The following is a 12,411-nucleotide window of genomic DNA, read 5'->3' as shown; positions in this document are numbered from 1 at the left end:
ACTACCGCCTTGATCGACACGACGATAGCCGCACCAGCGCTGAGCAGCGCGAACGCCGCACCGATATCGACCTCGACCGCCCCGGGCGGCCCGCTGGGGTCACCGTGGGGGCGCCCGCGCTGCGGGCGGCGTGCCTTCAGGGCATCCGGACCTGCCACCGGTCCGCCGGGTAGATCTCCACGGTCCCGTCCGGGGCCGTCACCGAGAACACCGGGACACCCTCGCCGATGTCGAGCTCGTCGCGCTCATCGAGAGTCGGCATCCGTGAGGTGAGCGTCGCGCCTGCGGGCACGTCGAGGTTCGAACGTTCCGGTTGATGCCTCACCATGACGCCACGCCCCCGCTGGAAGTCGGCGAGCCCTTCCGCCCGTAGGACGTCGACGGCGCGGCGGGCGGTCAGGCCCGCAACGCCGTACGTCTGCTGCAGCGTCGCCTCGCTGGGGAGAGGGTAGCCAGGTCGGATGCGGTGGGCGAGGATCTCTTCCCGCAGGATCGCGGCGATCTGCCGGTAGGTGGCAGTGCCGTACGGCGGGATGATCACCGGTGCACCTTATGGGTGCGGCCGAAGTGGACTACCTGGATATCTAAATACCCAGGTACCTAACCTTATCGACGCGTATCAGTGCCGGATCTCCCGGCGGCCCAGCTCCACACCATCCAGAACGGCCTGCCCGTAGTCGGGGACCTTCTCGACCGTGGTCTCGAGCGCCGCGACGCGTTCGGTGAGTTCGGCGAGACGTCCCGGCACGGGTGCGGTCAACCCGAACAGTGTCTGGTACCGCTCGTCGTGGTCGACCCTCAGCCGCTCGAGCAGCAGCGAGTTCCGCTGGGTCGCGGCGAACGTGCCTCGGCTCGCGGCACGTTCGGGTCGGTGCCGGTGCTCGAGCCCGCCGACGATGACGAGGGCGAGCCCGGCCAGCATGAGCGGGATGATCGCCAGGACGCCGAAGAGTTGCCCGGCCCGGGAGTGGTAGACGTTCTGCTCGGAGATGATCGCGGTGGCGAGGCAGAGCAGGAACGTGGCGAAGATGATGCCGAGGCCTGACCAGAAGCAGCGTTGCCCGCGCCGGCGGGTTTGCTTCTCGGTGTGGCCGATGTTGTCGCTGGTTTCGTCGATGGTGTGGGTGAGAGCCCGTAGATCTTGTGTTTCTGTTCCTGCCTCCATCGGGGCCTCCCCGCGGTGATGGTTTCCGTCCCGTGACGGACGGTATGTCGAGGTCATCGATCTGGAAAGCCTCTGGTTACGGCCTTGATTGTCGTGCGGCAGTGATTCTTTGGTGGATGAGTGCGACTGTGTGCGCGCCTTCTCCCTGGCCAGATCGTTGGCGTGGCCTCATCGTGACCGTTTTGGGCTATCGGTGCTGCTCAGGCCAGGTCTGACCGATCGGTTGAACTCGAACTGATGTTCGGGGGAGCCGTTACCGAACCGCCTGGTGGGCGTTAGGGCACTCCCACGCCGGTGGTCAGCCGTCCGGCCGACCCTGGTCGGGCGCCGCGAACGTGAACGTGCAGGTGGCGCCCTTCACGTCGGCGGGGGTCAGGCGCCTGGCAGGGACACCACGACGAGTCGCACCGGGCTGGACCCGGCGATGTCCTCCAGTACGGCGGTGACGTCCGGCCAGGGCAGTCCTCCGATGCCGGCTCCGATCCGGGGTAGCCCGATCCGGTCGATGCCTGCGTGTTCGGCGTCGTTCAGCATCACCGCTACGGACGTGCGGATCGCCTGCAGGGTGGCGTGGGGGCCGGGCCGGTCCTGTGTGGCCAGGTTGTAGATCATCGTGCCGTCGGGGGCCTGCCAGGGCAGCATGTCGCCGGGCTGGACGAGGCGGTCTTGGCAGGCCTTCCGGTAGGTGTTGTACATGGCGGGCCAGCGGCGCCGGAACTCGCGGGCAATCCCGGCGCCCATCACTCCGCGGCAGTTGCAGCCGTGTGCGAGCGCCCGGAAGCCTTGCGCGAACAGGTCACCGGTGCGGTACTCGACAGTCACGCCTGCACCTCGACCAGCCTGAACAGGCGGTAGGCGACCGGGATACCGGACTCCTCGGCGTAGGTACGGGACACCTTCAACGCCTCCCGGGCGGCTTCCTCCCCGGTACACAGTTCGATCTCGCGTGGTTCGAGGCCGTAGCTGTACTCGGCGACGATGATGTGGTCCGGTGTGTCCATGCGGGTCCTTCACAGGTAGGCGACGGCGCGGCGCAGGTCCATGGTCACCAGGGGTACTCCTCGCCGGTCGGTTCCTCAGTCTCGAGGGCAACCTCGGGCACCTGGTGGTCCTCGATGTGCTGCTTGATGGCGGCGACCGTGCTCTCGTACGCGGCTTTCGTCGACTCCAGTTGGAGGATCAGCGGCCAGGGGATGGCGTAGCCGGTCTCGTCGCCGTCGGAGCGGCGGAACGTGTCCTCAAGGGTTTCGCCGGCGTGGTAGGTGACGTAGTCGGTCACCGGATCATCACCGGGTCGGCCGGTCGCTCGGCACCACCTTGAGCCAGCTTCGCCCGGAGCTCCATCAGCATTCGTCCGAGATGGTTCTCGCCAGGTCGAGCACACCTTGGAAGACCGCAGCGGCAGTCGCCCCAGTGCTGGTCATGCCACGTGTTGCCCTCGACCAGAATGGCGCCACCGGTGCCGAGCAGAGCATCAATGCGCATCGGATGGCAGGCGAACTTGGCCCGCAGCACCTCGGCCATCACGTCGTACCGAACCGACGCGTCCCACAGCGGTCGCAGCTTCACCGACCGGCCCATCTGCTTGGCGAGCTTCGGTGTCGGCGCCAGGGAGATCTGCCACCTCTCGTCATGGTCAAGGGTCTTCCCGGCGTTGAACGCGTGCTCCGACGTCGGATAGGTGATGCCTTCCCAGGTGAGTTGTGCCGGGTGGAAGTTGCTGAGGAAGCCGAACTCGCCCCGGAAGGCGTCGATGACGGTCACGACGCCTCCTTTTCGTAGCGGTCGGCGAGGGCGTCCAGGTCGTCGGCCATCTCCAGCAGGACGTGCGGGTGAAGGGTGCGGCCGATATCGGCGCGGAGTTGAGTCGCTGCCTGCCGAACTCGATCAGTGGCCCACTCTCCGTCGAAGTTTCCGGAGTCGTTGTACTTCTCGGCGATCGCGAGAAGGCCGGCGCGGGGGATCAGGGCGGACATCAGTGCGCCTCTTCCAGGTGCACCTCGGCATGCCGGGTGAGTTCCGCCAGCGTCAGCGGCCTGTCGACGTGGAGCGCCCAACGGTGGCAGCGGAGGCACTGGATGGAGAGGTCGGGGCCGGACGTGACGATCGCTGAGATCCGAAATTGCTGCTGGTCTTCGGTCTGCATCAGCCGTCCCGCCGACAGGCGACGCCCTGTTCGACCTGCTCCAGGTAGCACTCCGAGTCCTGACCCATCGCTAGCGCCTCCCGTGGGCAAATCAGCCACTTCGGGTCATACTCGCGATAGTCGCCGTCCGGGTCGCCCAGCTGGTGGGCGGTCCAAACCTCCGCGGTCAACGCGTACACGATTTGTTCCACCTCACCCGGGGTGAACGGGTGGACCTTGTTGTGGTTCCAGCAGTAGAGGTCCATCAGGCGTTCACCTCGCCGATGCTCATCTGCCCCGGAAGCTCCGGCTCCACCACGGCAGGGGCGAGCGCATCGCACTCGTCGCAGTCGACACCGGCCGGGCACAGCAGGGTGCCGTCGCCGAGGAACCGGTAGTCCAAGCCCCGCAGGTGCTGTTTGAGTTCGCCAGCGTCTGGCCAGTGCTCCACGAACTCGTCCTCGTCGTAGCTGTAGCCGCAGGCCGAGGTTGCTGTCGCGCACGGCTGGTCGAGGCGCTTGGGGGTGCCGCGGTTGTCGTTGTCGTCCTCGGCGGCTGCCTTGAGGGCCTTGTCTTCGGTGTCGTAGTGCGGTTCGAACTCGCTGGGGCCGGACGGGTAGGTGAGGACCCAGCAGACATGGTCGTTGACGGTAATGCCGGACATCAGTCCTCCTCCTCGTGGGTTTCCAGGACCAGGCACAACACGACACCCGCGCCCGGCACGTGCGTGTAGGCAATGTCGGCGCCAGAGACCGGCACGGGGATGCTGTCCGGCCCGTCGATCATCAGCTCGGGGTCGCCGTCGACCTGCGCGGCGAGTTCGGACAGCCTCACGCCGGCACCTCCGCCGCGACGAGCTCGTAGTCGTCGTCGAACCCGTCGGCCGGGGCGACCCAGAACCGGTCGGTGCCTTCGTCCCGGAAGATCCAGTCACCCCAGACCGCCCGGCGCCGCCCCTCGGGGGTGAAGACGTTCATGCCTCGCACCTGCCCGCCGGGTTCGTGGTGCTGTTTGCCTGGCGCCCACTCGAACACCTCACGGTCGTTCTCGCTGGAGTACTGCACGGCCTCGACGAGACGGCCGGTGATGCGGTTTCTGAAGATGACGGTGTCCATCAGACGTTCACCTCCGCGCGCAGGTCTGCGTAGGCGCCTTCCTCAAACGCGAGGATGAACTCCCGAACCGGCCTCGGCAGGCGGACCCGGAACGGCCCGTCGGTCATGTCCGGGTTCTCGTAGGCGTCCAGGGCGACCTGCTCCAGGTCCACTTCAGGGCTGGTGACACCGTTGGCCTTCAGGTAGTTGGCGATCGGGTCTTCGAACACGTTGTCGGGCAGGCCGGTGATGCCAGCTTTGCGCAGACTGTCGGCGACCTCTTCGCGGGTCGGGCCGAGCTGCCTGAGCAGCTCGGCTACCCACTCGACGGCTTCCTCGCCCCTGCTCATCAGGCGCCCTTGACCATGCTGTTGATCGCGTCGAGGGTGAGGGCATCCACGACCGACCCGATCACCTCACGGGCCACCTCGGGATGGCCGGCGTCGACGAGATACCGAGCGAGTCGCAGGGACTCGCCGACGGTGAGGTGGGGTCCGGTGCCATTGGGGTTCATGGTGCCTCCTAGCTGCCGCAATGATCGTTTTGTGTACACCAGTGTACTCTTATGGACAACAGATAACATCCGTGTCATGGGCAAGAGGGACAAGGTGAAGACGACCAGCGACAAAAGCGTCCGGGAGGCACGGGAGAAGTTCGCCGACCTCCTCTACGACGCCGCCGCTGGGAAGGTCACCTACATCACCAGCAGGGGCCGGCGGATTGCAGCCGTTGTGCCGCTCTCGGTTGCTGATGACGCGCTGGATGAGGAGCGCAGGTAGTAGGTGGAATCACAGCTTGAGCCGCTAGAAGAACGTCCGACCGCTGTTTACCGGCTGTGGAATCAGAGTGGACGGCTCCTTTACGTCGGGATGTCCGCCAATCCGGACCGACGTTGCGCGAGCCACAAGGTCACGAAGCTGTGGTGGCACGAAGTCTTTCGCCGAACGGAGGTTTGGTTCCCCAGCCGGGGCGAAGCCGAACTCAGCGAGGCGCTTGCTATCGCAGAGGAGTCACCCAGATACAACGTCATCGGGGTAGAAGTGAGCGAGGGCCGTGGACTCCAGATCGATCACCACAAAATTAAGTCCGCGAGCCTCCGTGTTCCGAAGGAACTTCGCGAGAAGGTAAAGGCGCGTCTCGACGGTACGGGCTGGACGATGACGGACCTGGTTGTCGCCATCATCGGCGAATATGCGGCGCGCCCCCGTGAGCGCGAACGCGAACTCGAGAAGTTCAAACCGCCCTACAAGCGGGGCCGGCCGCGAAAGCAGGGCTAGCGACGCCGGGTGACGCGCACCAACAGCACCACTCCGACCACCGCCAGAAACGGCAGCAGGCAGATCGCGAGATGCCAGACCTTCAGTGCGCCCACGCGTTTCCCCTCTCGGCCAGAACGATCACCCTTGCTGCCTCGGCGAGTTCCCGCATCATGTCGCCGCCGAGCGGCAGCGCGTAGCACGATGCGTTCTCCCACCGGCAGATATCGCCAGGGTCCGGGCCGTACTGCACGTAGAACACATCTTCCTTCGGTCGCTTCGGATGGGTGAGCGGATCCCACACCAGCGGTTCGTCGAGGGTCCACTGCGCGAAGGATGAACCCCACGGGTCGTCCGGGTTGGGCGCTAGCCAGTCCTCGTCGGAGTGCCACCACTCGGTCCGTGCAACGACCAGGTAGCCGACCCCCTTACGGCGGCCGTCCTCGTCTTGGCGCAGCGAGTCCGGCACGTACACGGGGTCGCCCGGCTTCGGGTGGTAGATGCGCTCCGAGAGGGCTTGGGCGCACGGTGCAGCGTTGTGGGTGGAGCCCATCTGACGGCAGGCGTTGTAGGCAACCTTCACGATCACATCCACGACCGCTTGGTCACCGACCAGCAACGGGTCGCCTGGGCGGGCTGGGATGTTGTGCATGCTCAGGTCGTGGTGGGCCGAGTAGGTCACGGTTGCGATCCTTCCACGCCGCATCCAACCTGGTCGCAGCCGGCCACGCAGCACGTCGGGTTGGAGCCGTCCAAGTCCTCGACGTCGTGCAGCAGCATCAGGTGGCCGCAGAGGCAGAAGTCCCACGGGGAGCTCACGTCGCCGCCCGGAACTCGTTGATCTCCCCGTCGATGACGGCCTTGAAGTAGCCGGCCACCCCGACCGGGTCGTACGGGTCGTCCACAGCCATCACGACAGGCTTGGCGTCGGTCATGCCAGGCGCGCAGTAAGAATCCATGGTCCAACCGTTTACCTCGTCCCAGTTGAAGGTCACACAGTCGACCTCCCAGTCGGTGAGGGCTTCCTTCGCAACCTCCATGCCGTAGCAGAGCTCGGGGCAATCGTCGGTGGGCTCCGGCTCGTACCACCAGCCGCGCATGGGGATATTGAGGCGCTGCAACTCTGTCCAGATGCTGGCGACGGTTTGTCTGGTCGGCACGGTCTTGGCCGGCGTCTCAGGGCCGGCGTCAAATCGCGCCCAGTTCGGGTCGGTCATCGCCCACCCACTTGCGATCGCACCTTGTGGTACGGCATCCCTGGCAGCGCGCCAGGAAACGGTTCCGTGCAGTGGGATGGCTCGCCGCAGTAGACACCCGCCCGGTGGTACTCGTCGTCCATGCCCGTGGCCGCGTCCAGCCCGTACTTCGCCTGCATGCGGGCCTCGATAAGTTCGGTTTCTGGCGCCTCATAGGCGTGCCAGCCGATACCGGTGGTGTAGCGCTGGCCGTGTCCTTGTTTGGGCCCGTCACACCAGCGGCAGGATTCGGGTGTGGTCACCGGATCTCCTCGCACATCTCAGCCGTCCACCGCCACGAGGGCAGCCACGCGGTCATTGCGGTCATGTCGCCGCGGACCATCCGGGCCACCGTCTCCAACTGGACGGCTTCGGACTCCAGCACCAGGGCGGAGTCGTCGGGTGCGTTGACGGCGTACTCACGGCGGCCGGCGGCAGCGTCCGCGAGCAGACCTGCGATCCGGTCGCGTTCCCGCTCCACGGCCGCCTCAGCCTGCCGGGCGATGTGCTGTTCGATCGCGGCGGTCTGCTCGGGTGGCATGGGGTACAGCTGCCACGGCTCGGGAAGGTCGGGGATCATTGCGCCGCTTTCGAGCCGAGGGCCTCACTGTGCTTCTCGGCGATATGCGCGTGGGCGAGGTCTCGCTGCTCACGGATGCTCGAGCCCTGCAGGACCGCCACCCACCAACCTCCGCAGCCGTGGACAGGACATGCAAGGTCCATTTCGCCGTCGTGGTCGGCGTTGATCCCAAAGTCGTCCGGATCGGGTGGAGTGTTGGTCATGTGGCTTCCGTTCGGTAGGAGGCGTGAACAGCGGCTGGATCGTTGCAGTCAGGATGCCGCCACCCGGGCCCGATGATCGGCGGGTGCAGACTGCCGCAGGGCACGCACTGGGCTCTCCTGGTCCAGCCCTCGTCAAGTGATACGGACACCCAGCGGCTGGAGCCGCATCGGGGGCAGGTCGGCGCGCCGTCCGGGGCGGTCATCGCTGCCACTGCTCGCTGATCGGCGCCGCCTCGGGTCGGGGAGGCAGAAAACTGGGATCGCCGCCCCATCGGGCCCAAGCAAGAGACGTGCGCAGCTCGTGAATACCGACCGGGTTCCAGACGCCCATGACTCGGTCCTTAACCGCCTCGAACGGCCAAGAGATCAGCACAAAGGCGTAGCGGGCCAGCTTGTGGCGGATGATGAACTGCTCCAGCCTGCTCATCGCCCACCCACCTGCGCCCGCACCTCGTCGTAGGTCTTCTCTCGGATGGAAAGATGGCCGTCGCTGGCGACGAAGGTGGTGGAAGAGGTCCAGTAGGTGCGGCGCCAGTCAGGGTCGTGCCGGTGCAGCAGGTCGGCGTCGGTGATCGTGCCGATCGCGTTGCGAACCAGCAGCTCGTGCAGCCCGGCCGCGTACAGATGCCAGCGGGTGACCGTGAAGCCGTTCACGACCGGTTCGGCCATCCAGGCAGCCGGCTCCTCGATGCCGTGGTCGTGAACGCGGTTGAGGAAGCCGTCGAGCTTTTCGGCACCCTGCGCGGTGGTGGTGCCGTCGCGGGCAAGGCGGGCGACGCGCTGGCTGATGTCGAGGGCGCGGGCGATTTTGCTGGTGCTCAGTCCCCAGCGTTCGTGGAGGTTCTGCATGGCGGTTCTCATGGTGGGTCCTTTGGAGGTCAGGCTTGCTCGGCGATGAAGTAGTGATCGACGCGGTCAGCTCGCAGCGATGACCCGTGCACGTCCAGCCAGCGGCGCACCTCGCCCGCATCAGCCCTGCGCTCCAGCTCGACCTTCACCTGGCGGCGCAGCCTTGCCGGCTCCTGACGCGTCTGCTGGGCGAAATAGGCGGTGAGGTAGTCGACCTCCACGAACAGATCCGCCGCGTCACCACTGGTGGCGTAGAGGGTGCGTTGGTAGTCGAACTGCTTGTCCAGCTTGTCGGCGAGGGTGCTCACGGTGTCACCTCCCAAGGGTCGGCGGTGTAGCGCGGCAGCCCAGCCTTGACGTAGGTGGTCCACGAGCCGTCGGCCTGCTGCACCCACTCCAGCTGCGGCCAGGCAGCACCGTAGTTGTCGTCGCACGCCTGCATGGCACTGTCCAGGCTTGCCGAGACGGCGATGACCTCGCTCTCGTGGAACTCGACCTCGTGCCGGGTCACCACCCACACGCTGGCATTCACGACGTGACCTGGTCGCGCACGTAGCGGTCCCACATATCGCGGATGACGTCCTCGGCCACGAACGCGGGCGTCCCGACCCGCTGGGCGTTGCGGTCGAGCACCACGTCCAATGGCACATCAGTCATGTCGACGACCTCGAAGCCGGCACCCTCCCATGCGGCCAGGTTGCGCAGGCGCTCGGCGTGTTCCTCCCGAAGGTTGGTGTCGTCCACGATCACGTCGCGGCCCATGCGCAGCAGCTCCCGGATTTGGGCGCACTGCACATTCGTGATCGCCGTTTCAGTGACCTCGTACAGGTCTTCCTGGCCGTAGAAGCGCCGGCCGTGCAGTTGGGTGCCGATGTCGTCACGGTTGCAGCGGGAACGGGTCGCGGGGTCCTCGGCGACCCAGGCACGGGCGTAGGTGGTCTTACCGCTTCCTGGGAGGCCAGTAGTGATTGTCAGGGTGGGCATGGTCGTCCTTCCGGGGTCAGGGGTGCCGTTTGAACTCAGTGATCCGCAGCTGGTGGTGGGTGCCGCCGCTACAGCCGGTGGGTGGACGCCGATACCAGCCGCCACCGCAGCCCTGCCGGCATTCCACCCAGGCGTACACCGCTATGGGCGCGGCGTGTCTGTCGTCGACGGGGCAGGCCTGCCGTACCCGGGTCGACTGTTCCCACCAGCCGCACGTCGGGCACGCCACGAACACGGTGCGGGACGGGTCGACCGGGGCGGGAGCACCGAGCAGGATCGAGCCGGTGAACATCAGCGGGCCGTCGCGGACTCGGCCTGGTGGATCGGGTTGCTCTCCGGCTTGGCGCAGCGCCGCCCGTACGAGCCGACCTTGCACGGGGTGAAGTCGGGCATCCGCGAATCGTCGATGTCGTTGACGGTGTACGGCGCGTTGGTGACGCTGTAGCGGACCGACTGGCTGAATGCGTCGAACATCCACGCCACTTGCCGCCGGTCGGACTCGCCTTCGAACGGGTGCGGGTAGCCGGCCTTGAATTCGTCGGGTGTTCCGACGTTCGGGTCGACGCCGATCGCCACGGCCATCTCGCGCAGTGCCTCGACGTCGTCGGTCTCCAGGAAGCCGCTGCCGAAGTCCATGGAGTTGCACAGGGCGTCGAACAAGCGCTGGGCGGCTTCCTTGCCCAGGGTCACGGTGTCGGTGGTCATGGTTGTCCTTTCAAGGTCAGCGGTCGGCCAGCTCGGCGCGTAGCTCCATGAGGAACCGGCCGAGGTAGTTGTCGCCCTGGCCCTTGTGCCGGGCGCAGGTGCATTTGCCCCAGTGCAGGTCGTGCCACGTGTTGCCCTCGATCAGTTCGGCCTCACCGGTGGACAGCAGCGCGGTCACCCGGCCGGGGATCGGCGCGAACTTGACCCGGAGCACCTCACGCATCACCTGGTAGCGGATGACGTCGTCCCACCCGTCACGTAGCCGCACCTGGTGGCCGCGCCGCTTTGCCTCGCGAGGGCTGTCGGCGGCGGCGATCCACGCCCGCAGGTCCGGTTCGGTGGTCTTGCCGGCGTTGAAGGCGTGCTCGGAGGTCGGGTATTTCTGGCCGTCCCAAGTGAGTGGGGCTTTGTGGAAGTTCGACAGGAACGCCCACTCGCTGCGGAATTGGGTGATGGCGCCGCGGCTGCTGACGTCGGTCATCGCCCGCTTGCCCGCCGCTTCAGGGTGCGTTCGTAGTCCTGGAACCGAGCCTTCGCGATCACGGACCGGTCCGGGGTGCGCAACACGATGCCCTCAGCCTCACCCTTCGCCGAGTCGTCCAGGCTGACGCACGTGCCGGGCAGGCAGCTACGCAGGTAAGCGTGCATGTCTTCAATCGAGTGGGGCAGCGTGTTCCCGTCAGCGTTGAACAGGCGCGGCGTCAGGTCCAAGCCATTCGACTGTGACTCCTCCCGCAGCTCGTCCTCGGTGGCGAACTTCTGCCCGCCGTTGTCCCGCCACCCCGAGATGCGTTCGGCCGGCCAGGTCAGCCGCTCGTCGAGGTGGTCGATGTAGGCGACGTCGAAGAGCCGCCAACCGACAGCGCCTCGGGCCGAGTACTGCTTCGCCTGGCCGCCGATCTTCCCGCCGTACAGCTCTAGGTAGAACACCACGGCGGCGTTGACGGCGGTGCCCAACGGGTTGAGTTGCCCGACAACGGGCTGGAGGTGCTCGACAATGCCGAGGGCCGGGTTGTGGATCAGGTCGCCGTTGGCGTGCAGCAGCTCCTCGCGGGAGCCGAGCATGTAGCCGCCGTCGGGCAGCAGGATAATCCGCGAGTTGGTGCCGTCGACCTTTTCTGTACCGATGACCTCACCGGTGAACGGGATGTGCTCGTCGGTGAGGCTGCCGTTGCGGGGGTCGAGCTGGTGGTAGGTGGGGATCGACGGGTACTTCGTCAGCGAGTTCAGGGCTCGCAGGTTGATGGTGCGGCGGTCGAAGGTGGTTGCGGTCATGCTGGTCCTTTCGAGGTCAAGGCGCGTCGCAGGTGCGCGGTACTAAAGGTGCTCGGAGATCACAAAGTCGAGGGTGGCTGAGATGATCGCCGCGCCTGGGCTGTCCCACGGGATCATGAACGCGCCCATCCCGGTCCGGGTGATGAGCCCGTTGTCGGCGAGCGAGTCCAGAGCCCGTCGCACGTTGACGCCATAGACAGTGCCGTTGTCCTTCACGAGGCCCCGGTAGAGGCCGTGCAGGGCGACGAGCTGTCGGTCGGTGATGGTGTGTCCGGCGATCTGGTGGGTGCTCATCGGGTCGCCGCTTCGAGCCGGTCCACGTCGGCGTCGTCGAGTCGGCGGATGATGAGCCGATGCTGGCGGTACACCTGCCAGCCGAACGGGGTCAGCCGCATGATTCGGTCGCTGTCCTCGGTGCCGTCCTGCACGACGATGCCTTTCGCTTCGAGGGCGAGGATCGACAGCCGGGTTTCGTGATCACCGGACAGGTGCGTGGTCGGGCAGTACAGGACACCGACCGGGTCACGCTCGGCGGCCCACTCGATGTACTCGGCCTGCTTCTCGCTGAGCTGCACACCCTTCGGGGTGGGCTGCTTCGCGGCCTTGGCCGGGATCGGCTTGGCGGCGGTCTCGAACGCGGCGAACAGGTCCTCGTTGGCGTAGCCGTAGTGACCGACCGCCTTCACCAGCATCTCAGCGTGCCCCTGCACAGCGTTGGTCCAGCCGGCGATCCGGTCGATGCGGGCCTTGTGGGTGGTGACGTAGGCGCGGTTCCCGCCGCCGGTGGACTCGCACATGGAGCCGCCGGGCTGGCGACACTTGGGGCAGCGGACGGCGAGAGCGGCGCGCGGGGCCGGGAACATCGGCACCTCGTCGCGTTCGGCCTCGGTCCAGCCGTACTGCGGGGCGGGGACGTCGCCGAGCTGCACGGTGCGGTCGG

The 12,411-nt window shown here is 66.6% G+C and carries 32 protein-coding genes; 2 read left to right on the top strand and 30 right to left on the bottom strand.

The window, feature by feature from the left end:
- Positions 1 to 136: 136 nt before the first annotated feature.
- From Afe05nite_RS42720 to Afe05nite_RS42655, 14 genes are all read right to left on the bottom strand, one after another.
- Complete coding sequence (locus Afe05nite_RS42720; protein ID WP_203823072.1) at positions 137 to 541, bottom strand: GntR family transcriptional regulator; 405 nt, start codon at positions 539 to 541, stop codon at positions 137 to 139.
- Between the two features lie 78 nt (positions 542 to 619).
- A complete protein-coding gene (locus Afe05nite_RS42715) occupies positions 620 to 1,165 on the bottom strand; it encodes a hypothetical protein (RefSeq protein WP_203823071.1) in 546 nt (181 codons plus the stop codon).
- Between the two features lie 372 nt (positions 1,166 to 1,537).
- Positions 1,538 to 1,987 (bottom strand): macro domain-containing protein, encoded by a 450-nt coding sequence (locus tag Afe05nite_RS42710; protein ID WP_203823070.1) that lies wholly within the window; start codon positions 1,985 to 1,987, stop codon positions 1,538 to 1,540.
- Positions 1,984 to 2,166 (bottom strand): hypothetical protein, encoded by a 183-nt coding sequence (locus Afe05nite_RS42705; RefSeq protein WP_203823069.1) that lies wholly within the window; start codon positions 2,164 to 2,166, stop codon positions 1,984 to 1,986. Before Afe05nite_RS42705 ends, Afe05nite_RS42710 begins: the two co-directional genes overlap by 4 nt.
- A 44-nt stretch (positions 2,167 to 2,210) precedes the next feature.
- Positions 2,211 to 2,444, bottom strand: a complete 234-nt coding sequence (locus Afe05nite_RS42700) for a hypothetical protein (protein ID WP_203823068.1) — start codon at positions 2,442 to 2,444, stop codon at positions 2,211 to 2,213.
- Positions 2,441 to 2,929, bottom strand: coding sequence for a riboflavin biosynthesis intermediates N-glycosidase (ybiA, locus tag Afe05nite_RS42695; RefSeq protein ID WP_203823067.1), 489 nt, complete (start codon positions 2,927 to 2,929; stop codon positions 2,441 to 2,443). Before ybiA (Afe05nite_RS42695) ends, Afe05nite_RS42700 begins: the two co-directional genes overlap by 4 nt.
- Positions 2,926 to 3,141 carry a hypothetical protein gene (locus tag Afe05nite_RS42690; RefSeq protein WP_203823066.1) on the bottom strand — a complete coding sequence of 72 codons (216 nt, stop codon included), beginning with the start codon at positions 3,139 to 3,141 and terminating at the stop codon, positions 2,926 to 2,928. The genes ybiA (Afe05nite_RS42695) and Afe05nite_RS42690 overlap by 4 nt, the downstream gene beginning before the upstream one ends.
- On the bottom strand, positions 3,141 to 3,311 hold the full coding sequence (locus Afe05nite_RS42685; protein WP_203823065.1) for a hypothetical protein: 171 nt from the start codon (positions 3,309 to 3,311) through the stop codon (positions 3,141 to 3,143). Before Afe05nite_RS42685 ends, Afe05nite_RS42690 begins: the two co-directional genes overlap by 1 nt.
- Positions 3,311 to 3,556, bottom strand: coding sequence for a hypothetical protein (locus Afe05nite_RS42680; RefSeq protein ID WP_203823064.1), 246 nt, complete (start codon positions 3,554 to 3,556; stop codon positions 3,311 to 3,313). The genes Afe05nite_RS42685 and Afe05nite_RS42680 overlap by 1 nt, the downstream gene beginning before the upstream one ends.
- Positions 3,556 to 3,954 (bottom strand): hypothetical protein, encoded by a 399-nt coding sequence (locus Afe05nite_RS42675; protein ID WP_203823063.1) that lies wholly within the window; start codon positions 3,952 to 3,954, stop codon positions 3,556 to 3,558. Before Afe05nite_RS42675 ends, Afe05nite_RS42680 begins: the two co-directional genes overlap by 1 nt.
- Positions 3,954 to 4,124, bottom strand: a complete 171-nt coding sequence (locus Afe05nite_RS42670) for a hypothetical protein (RefSeq protein ID WP_203823062.1) — start codon at positions 4,122 to 4,124, stop codon at positions 3,954 to 3,956. The genes Afe05nite_RS42675 and Afe05nite_RS42670 overlap by 1 nt, the downstream gene beginning before the upstream one ends.
- On the bottom strand, positions 4,121 to 4,405 hold the full coding sequence (locus Afe05nite_RS42665; RefSeq protein ID WP_203823061.1) for a hypothetical protein: 285 nt from the start codon (positions 4,403 to 4,405) through the stop codon (positions 4,121 to 4,123). Before Afe05nite_RS42665 ends, Afe05nite_RS42670 begins: the two co-directional genes overlap by 4 nt.
- The gene (locus Afe05nite_RS42660; RefSeq protein WP_203823060.1) at positions 4,405 to 4,734 is read right to left on the bottom strand and encodes a hypothetical protein; all 330 of its coding nucleotides are present in this window, start codon (positions 4,732 to 4,734) and stop codon (positions 4,405 to 4,407) included. Before Afe05nite_RS42660 ends, Afe05nite_RS42665 begins: the two co-directional genes overlap by 1 nt.
- Positions 4,734 to 4,898 (bottom strand): hypothetical protein, encoded by a 165-nt coding sequence (locus Afe05nite_RS42655; protein WP_203823059.1) that lies wholly within the window; start codon positions 4,896 to 4,898, stop codon positions 4,734 to 4,736. The genes Afe05nite_RS42660 and Afe05nite_RS42655 overlap by 1 nt, the downstream gene beginning before the upstream one ends.
- Positions 4,899 to 4,974: 76 nt before the next feature.
- Here Afe05nite_RS42655 and Afe05nite_RS42650 point away from each other — a divergent pair, with 76 nt between their 5' ends.
- Positions 4,975 to 5,163, top strand: coding sequence for a type II toxin-antitoxin system Phd/YefM family antitoxin (locus tag Afe05nite_RS42650; RefSeq protein ID WP_203823058.1), 189 nt, complete (start codon positions 4,975 to 4,977; stop codon positions 5,161 to 5,163).
- 3 nt (positions 5,164 to 5,166) lie between these two features.
- Positions 5,167 to 5,661, top strand: coding sequence for a GIY-YIG nuclease family protein (locus Afe05nite_RS42645; protein WP_203823057.1), 495 nt, complete (start codon positions 5,167 to 5,169; stop codon positions 5,659 to 5,661).
- 82 nt (positions 5,662 to 5,743) lie between these two features.
- Here Afe05nite_RS42645 and Afe05nite_RS42640 read toward each other — a convergent pair whose 3' ends face one another.
- The 16 genes from Afe05nite_RS42640 to Afe05nite_RS42565 form a co-directional block, all read right to left on the bottom strand.
- Positions 5,744 to 6,322, bottom strand: coding sequence for a hypothetical protein (locus tag Afe05nite_RS42640; RefSeq protein ID WP_203823056.1), 579 nt, complete (start codon positions 6,320 to 6,322; stop codon positions 5,744 to 5,746).
- Between the two features lie 133 nt (positions 6,323 to 6,455).
- On the bottom strand, positions 6,456 to 6,857 hold the full coding sequence (locus tag Afe05nite_RS42635) for a hypothetical protein (RefSeq protein WP_203823055.1): 402 nt from the start codon (positions 6,855 to 6,857) through the stop codon (positions 6,456 to 6,458).
- Positions 6,854 to 7,138, bottom strand: a complete 285-nt coding sequence (locus tag Afe05nite_RS42630; protein WP_203823054.1) for a hypothetical protein — start codon at positions 7,136 to 7,138, stop codon at positions 6,854 to 6,856. Before Afe05nite_RS42630 ends, Afe05nite_RS42635 begins: the two co-directional genes overlap by 4 nt.
- Entirely contained in the window at positions 7,135 to 7,455 is a 321-nt protein-coding gene (locus Afe05nite_RS42625) for a hypothetical protein (protein WP_203823053.1), read from the bottom strand. Before Afe05nite_RS42625 ends, Afe05nite_RS42630 begins: the two co-directional genes overlap by 4 nt.
- The gene (locus Afe05nite_RS42620; protein WP_203823052.1) at positions 7,452 to 7,658 is read right to left on the bottom strand and encodes a hypothetical protein; all 207 of its coding nucleotides are present in this window, start codon (positions 7,656 to 7,658) and stop codon (positions 7,452 to 7,454) included. The genes Afe05nite_RS42625 and Afe05nite_RS42620 overlap by 4 nt, the downstream gene beginning before the upstream one ends.
- A 199-nt stretch (positions 7,659 to 7,857) precedes the next feature.
- Positions 7,858 to 8,085 carry a hypothetical protein gene (locus Afe05nite_RS42615; RefSeq protein ID WP_203823051.1) on the bottom strand — a complete coding sequence of 76 codons (228 nt, stop codon included), beginning with the start codon at positions 8,083 to 8,085 and terminating at the stop codon, positions 7,858 to 7,860.
- Entirely contained in the window at positions 8,082 to 8,519 is a 438-nt protein-coding gene (locus tag Afe05nite_RS42610; protein WP_203823050.1) for a hypothetical protein, read from the bottom strand. Before Afe05nite_RS42610 ends, Afe05nite_RS42615 begins: the two co-directional genes overlap by 4 nt.
- A gap of 17 nt (positions 8,520 to 8,536) precedes the next feature.
- Positions 8,537 to 8,815 (bottom strand): hypothetical protein, encoded by a 279-nt coding sequence (locus tag Afe05nite_RS42605; protein ID WP_203823049.1) that lies wholly within the window; start codon positions 8,813 to 8,815, stop codon positions 8,537 to 8,539.
- Positions 8,812 to 9,039 carry a hypothetical protein gene (locus tag Afe05nite_RS42600; protein WP_203823048.1) on the bottom strand — a complete coding sequence of 76 codons (228 nt, stop codon included), beginning with the start codon at positions 9,037 to 9,039 and terminating at the stop codon, positions 8,812 to 8,814. Before Afe05nite_RS42600 ends, Afe05nite_RS42605 begins: the two co-directional genes overlap by 4 nt.
- Complete coding sequence (locus Afe05nite_RS42595; RefSeq protein ID WP_203823047.1) at positions 9,036 to 9,491, bottom strand: AAA family ATPase; 456 nt, start codon at positions 9,489 to 9,491, stop codon at positions 9,036 to 9,038. Before Afe05nite_RS42595 ends, Afe05nite_RS42600 begins: the two co-directional genes overlap by 4 nt.
- 16 nt (positions 9,492 to 9,507) lie before the next feature.
- Positions 9,508 to 9,783 carry a hypothetical protein gene (locus tag Afe05nite_RS42590; protein ID WP_203823046.1) on the bottom strand — a complete coding sequence of 92 codons (276 nt, stop codon included), beginning with the start codon at positions 9,781 to 9,783 and terminating at the stop codon, positions 9,508 to 9,510.
- Entirely contained in the window at positions 9,783 to 10,196 is a 414-nt protein-coding gene (locus Afe05nite_RS42585) for a hypothetical protein (protein ID WP_203823045.1), read from the bottom strand. Before Afe05nite_RS42585 ends, Afe05nite_RS42590 begins: the two co-directional genes overlap by 1 nt.
- Positions 10,197 to 10,212: 16 nt before the next feature.
- Positions 10,213 to 10,677 (bottom strand): riboflavin biosynthesis intermediates N-glycosidase, encoded by a 465-nt coding sequence (ybiA, locus tag Afe05nite_RS42580; protein WP_203823044.1) that lies wholly within the window; start codon positions 10,675 to 10,677, stop codon positions 10,213 to 10,215.
- Complete coding sequence (locus Afe05nite_RS42575) at positions 10,674 to 11,471, bottom strand: RNA ligase family protein (RefSeq protein ID WP_203823043.1); 798 nt, start codon at positions 11,469 to 11,471, stop codon at positions 10,674 to 10,676. The genes ybiA (Afe05nite_RS42580) and Afe05nite_RS42575 overlap by 4 nt, the downstream gene beginning before the upstream one ends.
- Before the next feature lie 42 nt (positions 11,472 to 11,513).
- Entirely contained in the window at positions 11,514 to 11,765 is a 252-nt protein-coding gene (locus Afe05nite_RS42570; protein ID WP_203823042.1) for a hypothetical protein, read from the bottom strand.
- Positions 11,762 to 12,411, bottom strand: a 650-nt coding sequence (locus tag Afe05nite_RS42565; RefSeq protein ID WP_203823041.1) for a zinc finger domain-containing protein, incomplete at its 5' end; no start/stop codon positions are given. The genes Afe05nite_RS42570 and Afe05nite_RS42565, both read right to left, overlap by 4 nt.

This window comes from Paractinoplanes ferrugineus, assembly GCF_016862195.1.
Taxonomy (GTDB): domain Bacteria; phylum Actinomycetota; class Actinomycetes; order Mycobacteriales; family Micromonosporaceae; genus Actinoplanes; species Actinoplanes ferrugineus.
Note: the sequence above shows the minus strand (reverse complement) of the source record. Positions and strands in the feature narration are given on the sequence as shown.

Bases quoted from the DNA above. Each gene is read 5' to 3' on its own strand.
- Afe05nite_RS42715 (WP_203823071.1), bottom strand. From the start codon at position 1,165: ATGGAGGCAGGAACAGAAACACAAGATCTACGGGCTCTCACCCACACC.
- Afe05nite_RS42705 (WP_203823069.1), bottom strand. From the start codon at position 2,166: ATGGACACACCGGACCACATCATCGTCGCCGAGTACAGCTACGGCCTC.
- Afe05nite_RS42690 (WP_203823066.1), bottom strand. From the start codon at position 3,141: ATGTCCGCCCTGATCCCCCGCGCCGGCCTTCTCGCGATCGCCGAGAAG.
- Afe05nite_RS42685 (WP_203823065.1), bottom strand. From the start codon at position 3,311: ATGCAGACCGAAGACCAGCAGCAATTTCGGATCTCAGCGATCGTCACG.
- Afe05nite_RS42680 (WP_203823064.1), bottom strand. From the start codon at position 3,556: ATGGACCTCTACTGCTGGAACCACAACAAGGTCCACCCGTTCACCCCG.
- Afe05nite_RS42675 (WP_203823063.1), bottom strand. From the start codon at position 3,954: ATGTCCGGCATTACCGTCAACGACCATGTCTGCTGGGTCCTCACCTAC.
- Afe05nite_RS42665 (WP_203823061.1), bottom strand. From the start codon at position 4,405: ATGGACACCGTCATCTTCAGAAACCGCATCACCGGCCGTCTCGTCGAG.
- Afe05nite_RS42660 (WP_203823060.1), bottom strand. From the start codon at position 4,734: ATGAGCAGGGGCGAGGAAGCCGTCGAGTGGGTAGCCGAGCTGCTCAGG.
- Afe05nite_RS42655 (WP_203823059.1), bottom strand. From the start codon at position 4,898: ATGAACCCCAATGGCACCGGACCCCACCTCACCGTCGGCGAGTCCCTG.
- Afe05nite_RS42650 (WP_203823058.1), top strand. From the start codon at position 4,975: ATGGGCAAGAGGGACAAGGTGAAGACGACCAGCGACAAAAGCGTCCGG.
- Afe05nite_RS42635 (WP_203823055.1), bottom strand. From the start codon at position 6,857: ATGACCGACCCGAACTGGGCGCGATTTGACGCCGGCCCTGAGACGCCG.
- Afe05nite_RS42625 (WP_203823053.1), bottom strand. From the start codon at position 7,455: ATGATCCCCGACCTTCCCGAGCCGTGGCAGCTGTACCCCATGCCACCC.
- Afe05nite_RS42620 (WP_203823052.1), bottom strand. From the start codon at position 7,658: ATGACCAACACTCCACCCGATCCGGACGACTTTGGGATCAACGCCGAC.
- Afe05nite_RS42615 (WP_203823051.1), bottom strand. From the start codon at position 8,085: ATGAGCAGGCTGGAGCAGTTCATCATCCGCCACAAGCTGGCCCGCTAC.
- Afe05nite_RS42610 (WP_203823050.1), bottom strand. From the start codon at position 8,519: ATGAGAACCGCCATGCAGAACCTCCACGAACGCTGGGGACTGAGCACC.
- Afe05nite_RS42595 (WP_203823047.1), bottom strand. From the start codon at position 9,491: ATGCCCACCCTGACAATCACTACTGGCCTCCCAGGAAGCGGTAAGACC.
- Afe05nite_RS42590 (WP_203823046.1), bottom strand. From the start codon at position 9,783: ATGTTCACCGGCTCGATCCTGCTCGGTGCTCCCGCCCCGGTCGACCCG.
- Afe05nite_RS42585 (WP_203823045.1), bottom strand. From the start codon at position 10,196: ATGACCACCGACACCGTGACCCTGGGCAAGGAAGCCGCCCAGCGCTTG.
- ybiA (WP_203823044.1), bottom strand. From the start codon at position 10,677: ATGACCGACGTCAGCAGCCGCGGCGCCATCACCCAATTCCGCAGCGAG.
- Afe05nite_RS42575 (WP_203823043.1), bottom strand. From the start codon at position 11,471: ATGACCGCAACCACCTTCGACCGCCGCACCATCAACCTGCGAGCCCTG.
- Afe05nite_RS42570 (WP_203823042.1), bottom strand. From the start codon at position 11,765: ATGAGCACCCACCAGATCGCCGGACACACCATCACCGACCGACAGCTC.